The organism is Nioella sediminis (assembly GCF_001879695.1).
GTDB classification, from domain to species: domain Bacteria; phylum Pseudomonadota; class Alphaproteobacteria; order Rhodobacterales; family Rhodobacteraceae; genus Nioella; species Nioella sediminis.
On the sequence record NZ_MNBL01000080.1, the window covers coordinates 1 to 11,310 of the forward strand.

Sequence of the window (11,310 nt, forward strand, 5' to 3'; positions counted from 1 at the left end):
GGCCTCCTCACCCCCCGCTTGCGCGGGGACCTCGTCGGCCCGCTTGGGGGTTCCACCCCCAAACCCCCGAGGTATTTTTGCCAAGATGAAAGGGGGAGGGGCTTTCTTTGGGGCTTGTGGCCTTATATGGGGAGGCGTTGGAAAGGCGACGGCGATGGCAAAGAACACGAGCGGGCGCGGGCAGCGCGATTTGCGGGTCAAGGTGAAGACTGCGCGGGGGCGGAAACTGTCCTCGACACTTTGGCTGGAGCGTCAGCTGAACGATCCATATGTGCAACGCGCCAAGCGTGAGGGCTATCGTGGTCGCGCGGCCTTCAAGATTCTGGAGCTGGATGACAAGTTTCGCTTCCTCGTGCCCGGTGCGCGCGTGGTCGACCTGGGCTGTGCCCCCGGCGGCTGGTGCCAGGTGGCGGTGAAGCGCGTCAATGCCCTGGGCGAGAAGCCCGGCAAGAAGGTCGGGACGATCCTGGGCATCGACCTGCAGGAGGTGGAGCCGATTGCGGGCTGTGAGATCCATCAGCTCGATTTCATGGAAGACGATGCTGATGAGAAGGTGAAGACCTGGCTTGGCGGCAAGGCCGATGTGGTGATGAGCGACATGGCGGCGTCGGCCTCGGGGCACAAGCAGACCGACCATCTGAGGATCATCGCACTGTGCGAGGCGGCGGCCTATTTCGCTTTCGACGTTCTGGAAGAGGGAGGCACCTTCGTGGCCAAGGTTCTGGCAGGCGGCGCCGAGGGCGATTTGCAACAGATGCTGAAGCAGAAATTCACCAAGGTCGCCAATGTGAAACCGGGGGCGAGCCGGTCGGATTCTTCCGAGAAATTCGTGGTGGCCACCGGCTTTCGGGGCTAGGCCCCGCGCCAATCCGTCCCAGCCACCGGAATTGGGGCTTTCCCTTTTGCCAAACCCATGAGATAGGGACGTGCCAACCGTAACTCCCAGCCTTGGAGGCCCTTATGGAGATTCGCGAGGCGCTTACCTTCGACGACGTCCTGCTTGTGCCCGGCGCATCCTCGGTCCTACCGAGCACCGCCGATACGCGCACATGGGTGACACAAACCATCAAGATGAACATCCCGCTACTGTCCTCTGCGATGGACACGGTGACCGAGAGCCGCATGGCGATTGCGATGGCGCAGGCGGGCGGCATGGGGGTGATCCACAAGAACCTGAATGTCGAGGACCAGGCCCGCGAAGTGCGGCGGGTCAAGCGCTTTGAAAGCGGGATCGTCTACAACCCGGTGACGTTGCGGGTGGATCAGACGCTGGCCGATGCCAAGGCATTGATCGAACGTTATAATTTCACGGGCTTCCCGGTGGTCGATGCAGAGGGTCGTGTGGTGGGCATCCTGACCAACCGTGACATGCGATTTGCCTCTTCGGACGATACGCCGGTCCATGTGATGATGACCTCGAGCGATCTGGCGATGCTGGCCGAACCCGCCGATCTGGAAGAAGCCAAGAGCCTGATGCGGGCGCGGCGGATCGAGAAGCTGCTGGTCCATGACGGGCAGGGCAAGCTGACCGGGCTGCTGACCCTGAAGGACACGGAACAGGCGGTTCTGAACCCCACGGCCTGCAAGGACGAGCTGGGTCGGCTGCGTGTTGCCGCGGCGACTTCGGTGGGCGATTCCGGGTTCGAGCGGACCGAGGCGCTGATTGACTCCGGCGTCGATATCGTCGTGGTGGACACCGCCCATGGCCATTCCGAGGGCGTGATCGACGCGGTGAGACGCGCCAAGCGGCTGTCGAACACCGTGCAGGTTATCGCGGGCAACGTGGCGACAGGCGAGGCCACGCGGGCCCTGATCGACGCGGGCGCGGATGCGGTGAAGGTCGGGATCGGGCCGGGCTCGATCTGTACCACGCGGATCGTGGCGGGCGTGGGCGTGCCACAGCTGACCGCGATCATGGATTGTGCCCGGGCCGCGGTCGAGACCGGAACCCCGATCATTGCCGATGGCGGAATCAAGTATTCCGGCGATTTCGCCAAGGCCATCGCGGCGGGGGCCAATTGCGCCATGGTCGGCAGCATGATCGCGGGCACCGATGAAAGCCCCGGTGAGGTCATCCTTTACCAGGGCCGCTCGTTCAAATCCTATCGCGGGATGGGGTCGCTCGGAGCCATGGCGCGCGGTTCCGCCGATCGCTATTTCCAGAAGGATGCGGCCAGTGACAAGCTGGTGCCCGAGGGGATCGAGGGGCAGGTGCCCTACAAAGGGTCAGCGAGCGCGGTCGTGCATCAGCTGGTGGGCGGCCTGCGGGCGGCCATGGGCTATACCGGTTCTGCCACGGTGGACGAGATGCGGGGGGGCTGCAACTTCGTGCGGATCACCGGCGCTGGGCTGAAGGAAAGCCATGTCCATGACGTTCAGATCACACGCGAAAGCCCGAATTATCGTTTTGGATGATGATGTTGCGCGCTGATCTTAAGGTGGTTTCGTGACCCCCGCCGCGCGGGTTGCCGCCGCAATAGAGGTGCTAGATCGCTGGCTGGACGGCGTGCCGGCCGAGAAGGCCCTGACCGGTTGGGCGCGCGGCGCGCGCTATGCTGGGTCCAAGGATCGGGCGGCCGTTCGCGATCATGTTTACGATGTCTTGCGCCGCAAGGGTGCGTGCGCGGCGCTCGGCGGTGTGGACGGGCGCGGGCTGATGCTGGGGCTGTTGCGGTTGCAGGGCGTTGACCCCGCGACGGTTTTCACCGGCGAGGGGCACGCCCCGGTCCCGCTGAGTGGCGCTGAACGGCAGGCCCCGGATGCGTCCCCCGATGTCTGGCGCGACGTTCCTGACTGGTTGAATCAGCCCCTGCGGGAAAGCCTTGGCGCAGGGGCTGCGGATATTGTGGGCGCCATGCAGACGCGCGCGCCGCTTTACCTGCGGGTCAATGCCCGGAAGGCATCGGTTAACCAAGCTCAGGAACGCCTTCTAGAAGACGGAATCAAAACGGAAACCTGTCAGGCTGAAATGGCTTTGAAAGTCACGGAAGGCGATCGTCGCCTGCGACAATCCTCAGCCTATCTGGACGGGTCGGTAGAGATCCAGGACCTCTCGGTTCAGCTGGCCTGCGCGGCGGTGGACTGGCCGCAGAGGGGCAAGGTTCTGGACTATTGTGCCGGAGGCGGTGGCAAAGCTCTGGCCATCGCCGCGGTGTCAGATGCGCAGGTTTTTGTCCATGACGCCAATCCATCTCGAATGTCGGATATCCCCGCGCGCGCGGCGCGGGCGGGTGTGATACTGACAACGATCTCTCGCCCAGATGACCGCGAACCCTATGATCTGGTGCTATGCGACGTGCCCTGTTCCGGGTCCGGTACATGGCGGCGGGATCCGGAAGCCAAATGGCGGCTGACCCCGGAGAGACTGGCGGAGCTTGGGCAGGTCCAGCGCCAGATTGTCAAGCAGGCACAAGCACTTGTCAGGCCCGGTGGGCGCCTGGTCTACATGACCTGTTCGTTGCTTGATGCGGAAAATCAGGCTGTGGTGGACGCCGCCCTGTCGGCGCCGGACTGGAACGTGCTGACCTCTTCCCGATTTCTGCCCCCCGAGGCCTCCGACGGCTTTTTCCTGGCGGTCTTGCGCCGGAATGGCAACGGCTGAAACCGTTCGGATTTTAATCCGAAATTAACACATTTCTGTCCTGATGGTCCCGGAATGGAAGCTGGAGGATCAGGGTGGCGGAGCAGTCGGTCGTGTCGCGCAGGCGAAACCTGTTGCCAAGGGGCGGTGCCTCCTGGGCATTGATCCTGCTGGCCCTGGCCTGTTTACCTGTGGCCTATCTTGCGGAGTCTGTCCTTGCGCGCGTTGCAGGGCTTGCCGCGGCGGCGTCGATCACGGCGACGGCCTTCCTGCTGACGCTCGGGCAATTCCGCCGTGCGCGCGCCGATGAAACGGCCATGCGCAATGCCATCACGGTGGCCGCAGAAGATCCCGTTGCGGTGTTCTGTACCGATTCCCAAGGTGCTATCCTGTTTCAGAACCCCGCCGCCTGCGACCGGTTCGGCCCGCGCGACGGACAGCCCATGTCGCGCGCCCTTGCCGGGCTGGTGCCCAATGCCTCGGCTGTGGCCTTCCGACAGGAAACCGCCCTGATGCGCGACCGGTCCTGCCGCGAAACCGTTGTGACGCGGCGCGGCGCGGTGCAGGTGACGGCGTTTCGCGTGGGCTCCGGAACGCTCTGGCGTCTGGAGGAAATCGTGGACCACCATCATCGCCATCCCGGCGGCACCAGCCTGCCGATGATGGTGGTCAGTCGCAGCGACACGATCCTGTCGATGAACGAGGCGATGCGCGAGACGCTCGGTGACCGGAAAAAGGCGCTTTCGGATGTGTTCGAAGCCCTGCCGGTCAAGACTGGACAGAGGGTACGTCTGCGCGGGGCGGAGGATTGGATCGAGGTTCTGGTGATCGAGCTGCAGGCCGGTGATGGGCGGCGCGAGATCTATGTGCTGCCGGTGGACCTGCTGCCGCTGGAAGACAGCGTCGCCGCGCGGGCCTTCGGTGCGCTTCCCGTGGCGCTGGTCCACATTGCCGGAGACGGGCGCATTCTGGCTGCCAACCCCCGCGCTCAGTCGCTGATGGCCTGCCACCCCGATGGCACGACGAATCTCGCCGATGTGGTCGAAGGTCTGGGGAGGCCGATTCATGATTGGCTGAGCGATGTGCTGGAGGAGCGCATCCCCTCACGGCCCGAGATGGTGCGGGCGAAGATGCGTGAGGATGATTGCTTCGTGCAGATCACCCTTGGCCGCATTGCCGGAGAGGGCGAGGCCACGCTGCTGGGTGTTCTTCACGATGCGACGGCGCTCAAATCGATGGAACAGCAATTCGTGCAAAGCCAGAAGATGCAGGCCGTGGGGGAACTCGCAGGCGGTGTCGCTCATGATTTCAATAACTTGCTGACGGCGATCACGGGCCATTGCGATCTGCTGATGCTGCGCCACGACCAAGGGGACCCCGACTATGCGGACCTTGTCCAGATCAACCAGAACGCCAACCGCGCGGCCAGTCTCGTTGGCCAGTTGCTGGCTTTCTCGCGCAAGCAGACCATGCGGCCAGAGGTGCTGGACCTGCGGGAAACCATGCCTGATCTGACCCATTTGCTGAACCGGCTGGTGGGCGAAAAGATCAAGCTGGACCTGACCCACGATCCGAATCTCCTGCCGATCCGCGCGGATCGCCGGCAGCTGGATCAGGTCATCATGAACCTCGTCGTGAATGCACGCGACGCCATGCCCGAGGGCGGCACCATCCGCGTCGAAACACGCGTCACCACCCTGCAAGAGGCGCTGCGCCGCGACCGGGCAGAGGTGGCGCCCGGTCAATATGTGACGATCCATGTGTGCGATGAGGGAACGGGGATACCGCCTGATCAGATCGCGCGCATTTTTGAGCCCTTTTTCACCACCAAGCGCGCGGGAGAGGGAACCGGGCTGGGGCTTTCGATGGTGTATGGCATTGTCAAGCAGTCGGGTGGCTACGTGTTTGTCGACAGCACGGTGGGAGAAGGCTCTGAATTCGTGATCTATTTCCCTGTGCATGAGCGAAGCGAACCGGTCGCTCCGGATGGCGAGGCGACCCGAGGCCTCCCGGCCCGGCTCGTGGATCTGCCCCGTGATGCGGTGGTGCTGCTGGTCGAGGACGAGGCCTCGGTCCGGGCCTTCGCCTCGCGGGCGCTGCGGATGCGCGGTTTCACCGTGATTGAGGCTGAAAACGCAGAGGAAGCTCTGGAGACGCTTGCGGATAGCAGCCTCGACGTGGATGTCTTCGTCACCGATGTGATCATGCCGGGCATGGACGGCCCGACATGGGTGCGCGAGGCGCTGAAGGATCGTCCCGACGTCAAGGTGGTCTTCGTGTCAGGCTACGCCGAGGATGCGGTGGAACAAACCGAGGCGAAGGTTCCCAATTCGGTCTTTCTGGCCAAACCCTTCACCTTGTCCGACCTGACCTCGACAGTGCAGCGGCAACTGCATTAGTCCTGCCCGGAAAGACTGTCCCACAAGGCAAATTCCGCCGCGGCTTCTCTCATTAGGCGACTCCGCATCGCGTCCGAGAGCTCAACAGGCATCTTGGGGGACACGTTGGCGCGCGACATGTCCAGCGACTTGTCCAGCCGGTCTTCCATGAAACGGACCAGATTCGCGATGCGATCGTATCGGAAGAGCCGGTCGACGGCGAGTTCGCCCTGACCGTCGGAGAGAAAATTGGCCTGCGAACCGACCTCGGCATAGGCAGGTTTGTCGTCGCGCAACCAGGCCTCGACGAATGCGTCGAAGCTGAGCCCGGCGGTGGAGTTCGGCTTGCCGTCCAGTTGCGGGCGGGACCGGTACCTGTACCAGCTTCCCAGCCAGTCAACCGGCTCTCGCATCACGGCTACCAGCTCCATCGGGCGTTTGCCGCGCTGTTCAAAAAAACTCGACAGCCGATTCCGGTATCCCTGCGCCGAGACATGTTTCTGCCCCGGCGGATCGAGAATCGCCGCGCTGGCGTGAGGCAGCAAGGCCTGTTCCAGCGCCGTTGTACCCGTCTTGGGGACCGCCAGAAGAACGATTCTCTGCTTCCAGAACACCAGCATCCGTTTGAAACTCCACTTACTTCGTCACTTTAAACCCTTTTTTAATCCTTCACGGAAAAACTGGGTACGACAAGATTTTACTTGAAATGTTCGCGTTTTGATCTCAGAACGGGTTGAGAACAAGAGGCGAACATGAGCATCATTGCCGCGGAGCAAGCGGTATGGAATAAGGAGCCGAACAACATGGCAATGGCAAACCTTCTCGACATGACCGATCGTAAATCCGCAGACAAGCAGAAGGCGCTCGACAGTGCGCTGGCCCAGATCGAACGTCAGTTCGGCAAGGGCTCCATCATGAAACTCGGCGCCGACAACCCGGTGGCAGAGATCGAAGCGACGTCCACTGGCTCTCTCGGGCTCGATATCGCGCTCGGTATTGGCGGCCTGCCCAAGGGTCGTATCATCGAGATCTACGGGCCTGAAAGCTCGGGCAAGACAACGCTGACGCTGCATTGCATCGCGGAAGAGCAGAAAAAGGGCGGCGTGTGCGCCTTTGTCGATGCGGAACATGCGCTTGACCCGCTTTATGCGAAAAAGCTGGGCGTCGATCTGGACGAGCTGCTGATTTCGCAGCCCGACACCGGCGAACAGGCGCTGGAGATCGTGGATACGCTGGTGCGCTCCGGTGCGGTGACCATGGTCGTGGTCGATTCAGTCGCCGCCCTGACCCCTAAATCCGAACTGGAAGGCGACATGGGCGACAGCTCGGTCGGTGTCCACGCCCGTCTGATGAGCCAGGCGATGCGCAAGCTGACCGGCTCGATCAGCCGGACGCGATGCACGGTGGTGTTCATCAACCAGATCCGCATGAAGATCGGCGTCATGTTCGGCAGCCCGGAAACCACGACCGGAGGCAATGCGCTGAAATTCTACAGTTCTGTCCGTCTGGACATTCGCCGCATCGGGTCCATCAAGGACCGCGACGAGGTGGTGGGAAACGCCACCCGCGTCAAGGTTGTGAAGAACAAGGTCGCGCCGCCTTTCAAGCAGGTGGAGTTTGACATCATGTATGGCGAAGGCATCTCCAAGACCGGCGAATTGCTGGACCTGGGCGTCAAGGCCGGCGTGGTGGAGAAATCCGGCAGCTGGTATTCCTATGGGGATGAGCGGATCGGGCAGGGCAGAGAGAATGCCAAGACCTTCCTGAAGGAAAACGCGTCGGTCGCAATGTCCATCGAGGACAAGATCCGCGCCGCCCATGGGCTGGATTTCCACATGGCCGAGGGTGACGAGGACATGGTCGAGGAGTGATCCTCCGGCAGAAGAACGACAGGGGCGGCCCCGGCAGGAGCCGCCCTTTTTCATGGGTGCCCCGCACCCCGAGACCGCTTTGCCCTGTGGACAGCGCCGCAGGTGGGGTTTACATGCCGTAAGACCTGCAAAACCGCCTGCCGAGAAGGGGCCCTGCCACGATGGCCAGCCTGAACGACATCCGCTCCACCTTCCTGAATTACTTCGCCCGCAACGGCCATGAGATCGTCGACAGCTCACCTTTGGTGCCGCGCAACGACCCGACGCTCATGTTCACCAATTCGGGCATGGTCCAGTTCAAGAACCTCTTCACCGGGGTCGAACATCGCGACTACAACCGCGCGACGACATCGCAGAAATGCGTGCGGGCTGGCGGCAAGCATAACGACCTCGACAATGTGGGCTATACCGCGCGTCATCACACGTTCTTCGAAATGCTGGGAAATTTCAGCTTCGGGGATTATTTCAAGGATGAGGCGATCCAATTCGCATGGGAACTGATCACCCGCGATTTCGGCATCCCGAAGGACAAGCTGTATACCACGGTCTACCATACCGATGACGAGGCGTTCGAGATATGGAGGAAGGTGGGCGTACCCGAGGATCGGATCATCCGCATCGCGACCTCCGACAATTTCTGGCAGATGGGCCCGACCGGTCCCTGCGGTCCCTGCACCGAGATCTTCTACGATCATGGCGACCATATCTGGGGTGGCCCTCCGGGTAGCCCCGAGGAAGACGGCGACCGCTTCATCGAGATCTGGAACATCGTGTTCATGCAGAACGAGCAGTTCGAGGACGGCTCGATGCGGGCGCTCGACATGCAGTCGATCGACACCGGCATGGGGCTGGAGCGGATCGGCGCGCTGTTGCAGGGCAGCCATGACAACTATGACACGGACCTGTTCAAGGCACTCATTGAGGCCTCGGCCCATGCCACCAGCGTCGATCCCTATGGCGACAAGAACGTCCATCACCGGGTGATCGCGGACCATCTGCGCTCCACCTCGTTCCTGATTGCCGATGGCGTGATGCCCTCGAACGAAGGACGCGGCTACGTGCTGCGTCGGATCATGCGCCGCGCCATGCGGCATGCGCATCTTCTGGGCGCGGCCGATCCGCTGATGCACCGGCTGGTGCCGTCGCTGGTCAGCCAGATGGGCCAGCATTACCCGGAACTCACCCGCGCGCAGGCCTTGATCGAGGAAACCCTGAAGCTGGAGGAAACCCGTTTCCGCCAGACGCTGGACCGCGGCCTGAAGCTGCTGGACGAGGAACTGACCGATCTGCCCGACGGGGCGGAGCTGCCGGGCCGGACCGCGTTCAAGCTCTATGACACTTATGGTTTTCCGCTCGACCTGACACAGGATGCGCTGCGCGAAAAGGGCCGGGCGGTCGATACTGCGGGCTTTGACGAGGCGATGGAAGAACAGAAAGCCAAGGCCCGTGCCGCGTGGTCGGGCTCTGGCGAGGCGGCTGACAATGCCGTGTGGTTCGACATCGCCGACGGCAAGGGCGCAACGGATTTCCTGGGCTATGACACGGAAAAGGCCGAAGGCCAGGTCATCGCGCTGATCGTCGATGGCGCCCGAGTCGAGGGAATTGCCGAGGGCGGAGACGGCTGGATCGTGGTGAACCAGACCCCGTTTTACGGCGAATCCGGCGGCCAGGTGGGCGATACCGGCGTGATCCGGCGGCTGGAAGACCGCGACGAAGTGGCGCTGGTCGAAGACACCCGCAAATTCGCGGATGGCAAGATCACGGCCCATAAGGTCGTGATGGAGCGTGGCGAGATGAAGCTGGGCGACCCGGTGGAACTGGAGGTGGATCACAGCCGCCGCAGCACGATCCGGGCCAATCACTCCGCCACGCACCTGCTGCACGAGGCGCTCCGCCGGGCGCTTGGCGATCATGTGGCACAGCGCGGGTCGCTGAACGCGCCCGACCGGCTTCGCTTCGATTTCAGCCATTCCAAGGGGCTGACGCTGGAGGAACTCAAGCAGGTCGAGGAGGAGGTGAACGCCTTCATCCGCCAGAATACCCCCGTCGAGACCCGGATCATGACGCCGGATGACGCACGCGGCCTTGGCGCGCAGGCGTTGTTTGGCGAGAAATATGGCGACGAAGTGCGCGTGGTGTCCATGGGCAAGCTGGCCGGGTCCGGCAAGGGCATGGATGGCGAGACCTATTCGCTGGAACTCTGCGGCGGCACCCATGTGCGCCAGACCGGTGATATCGGTGTGTTCGTGGCGCTTGGCGACAGTGCCTCCAGCGCCGGGGTGCGCCGGATCGAGGCGCTGACGGGGGCGGCGGCCTTCGACTACCTGTCGGCGCAGGATCATCGGCTGGCCGCGGTCGCGGGCCTGTTGAAGGCGCAGCCGGGCGATGTGGCCGAGCGGGTTCAGGCCCTGATGGCCGAACGCCGGTCGCTGGAAAACGAGGTGGCGCAATTGCGCAAGCAACTGGCGATGGCCGGTGGCGGGGGCGGCGCGGCCCCGGCGGATCGCGATGTGAACGGCATCACCTTCCTCGCGCAGGTTCTGGAAGGCGTGACCGGCAAGGACCTGCCGGGCCTGATTGACGAGCACAAGGCGCGGATGGGCGAAGGCTCTGCCGTGCTCCTGATGGCCGATGCGGGCGGCAAGGTGGCCGTGGCGGCGGGGGTCAGCGATGACCTGACGGGCCGGGTGTCTGCCGTCGATCTGCTGAAGGCGGCGGTCGTGGAACTGGGCGGCAAGGGCGGCGGCGGCCGGCCTGACATGGCCCAGGGTGGCGGCAAGGATATCGGCGGGGCCGAGGCGGCCATCGCGGCGGCGGAAACAGTTTTGAAGGGAGTTTGAGCCATGCCATCTGCACTCTGGATTGCCCATGTGACGGTGACCGACGAAGCAGCCTATTCGAAATATGCGGCGATCGCGACGGAGGCGATTGCCGAACATGGCGGTGTCTTTCTGGCCCGTGGCGGGCGCTACATCCAGAAGGAAGGCCGGGACCATCCCCGCAATGTGGTGGCCCGGTTCCCGTCTCTCGACGCGGCCAACGCGTGCTATGAATCGGCGCGCTACCAGGAGGCGCTGAGCCATGCGCGCGGTGCGTCCGAGCGTGATCTGGTGATCGTCGAGGAATACGAATAGGGCGATTTCGCCACCCTCGCGTCATCGAGCGGGGGGCGGCCCTCGTCAAGCCCCTGCGGGGCTTTCCTCGGGCCGCGTTGCCACGGACGGGTTGCGAGAGCACCCGGCATTTCGGGCGTGGTGAACGCGTCCGGGCTGCGAAACGCTTCCCTGCGCCGGGGAATCGGCGCAAAAAGATATCTCATCCACCGGAGAGCGCCGCATGTGCCGTTGGGCCGCCTATATCGGGGAACCGATCTTTCTGGACGAGGTGGTTAGCCGTCCTGGCCATTCCCTGATTCACCAAAGTCAGAACGCCACCGAGGCCAAGACCGTAACCAATGGCGACGGGTTCGGGCTGGCCTGGT

Annotated in this window: 8 protein-coding genes and 1 pseudogene; 8 read left to right on the forward strand and 1 reads right to left on the reverse strand. The window is 63.3% G+C overall.

Annotation, left to right across the window (positions count from 1 at the left end):
• Positions 1 to 154: 154 nt before the first annotated feature.
• The 4 genes from BKY26_RS10895 (at position 155) to BKY26_RS10910 (ending at position 5,979) form a co-directional block, all read left to right on the forward strand.
• Positions 155 to 856, forward strand: coding sequence for an RlmE family RNA methyltransferase (locus tag BKY26_RS10895; protein ID WP_071690422.1), 702 nt, complete (start codon positions 155 to 157; stop codon positions 854 to 856).
• Positions 857 to 960: 104 nt separating this feature from the next.
• Positions 961 to 2,415 (forward strand): IMP dehydrogenase, encoded by a 1,455-nt coding sequence (gene guaB / locus BKY26_RS10900; RefSeq protein WP_071690423.1) that lies wholly within the window; start codon positions 961 to 963, stop codon positions 2,413 to 2,415.
• Between the two features lie 31 nt (positions 2,416 to 2,446).
• Complete coding sequence (locus BKY26_RS10905) at positions 2,447 to 3,601, forward strand: RsmB/NOP family class I SAM-dependent RNA methyltransferase (RefSeq protein WP_071690424.1); 1,155 nt, start codon at positions 2,447 to 2,449, stop codon at positions 3,599 to 3,601.
• A 74-nt stretch (positions 3,602 to 3,675) separates the two neighbouring features.
• A complete protein-coding gene (locus BKY26_RS10910; RefSeq protein ID WP_227435002.1) occupies positions 3,676 to 5,979 on the forward strand; it encodes an ATP-binding protein in 2,304 nt (767 codons plus the stop codon).
• Here the strand turns inward: BKY26_RS10910 and BKY26_RS10915 are convergent.
• Positions 5,976 to 6,578 carry a gamma-glutamyl kinase gene (locus tag BKY26_RS10915; RefSeq protein ID WP_071690425.1) on the reverse strand — a complete coding sequence of 201 codons (603 nt, stop codon included), beginning with the start codon at positions 6,576 to 6,578 and terminating at the stop codon, positions 5,976 to 5,978. The genes BKY26_RS10910 and BKY26_RS10915 overlap by 4 nt on opposite strands.
• A gap of 183 nt (positions 6,579 to 6,761) precedes the next feature.
• On the opposite strand from BKY26_RS10915, the gene recA reads away from it, so the two are divergent.
• The 4 genes and pseudogenes from recA to BKY26_RS20655 all read left to right on the forward strand — a co-directional run.
• A complete protein-coding gene (gene recA, locus BKY26_RS10920) occupies positions 6,762 to 7,829 on the forward strand; it encodes a recombinase RecA (protein WP_071690429.1) in 1,068 nt (355 codons plus the stop codon).
• A 161-nt stretch (positions 7,830 to 7,990) separates the two neighbouring features.
• Positions 7,991 to 10,669, forward strand: coding sequence for an alanine--tRNA ligase (gene alaS, locus BKY26_RS10925; protein WP_071690426.1), 2,679 nt, complete (start codon positions 7,991 to 7,993; stop codon positions 10,667 to 10,669).
• Positions 10,670 to 10,672: 3 nt separating this feature from the next.
• Entirely contained in the window at positions 10,673 to 10,963 is a 291-nt protein-coding gene (locus BKY26_RS10930) for a DUF1330 domain-containing protein (protein ID WP_071690427.1), read from the forward strand.
• Positions 10,964 to 11,165: 202 nt separating this feature from the next.
• Positions 11,166 to 11,310 (forward strand): annotated as a pseudogene (locus BKY26_RS20655) (class II glutamine amidotransferase); the annotation flags it as partial.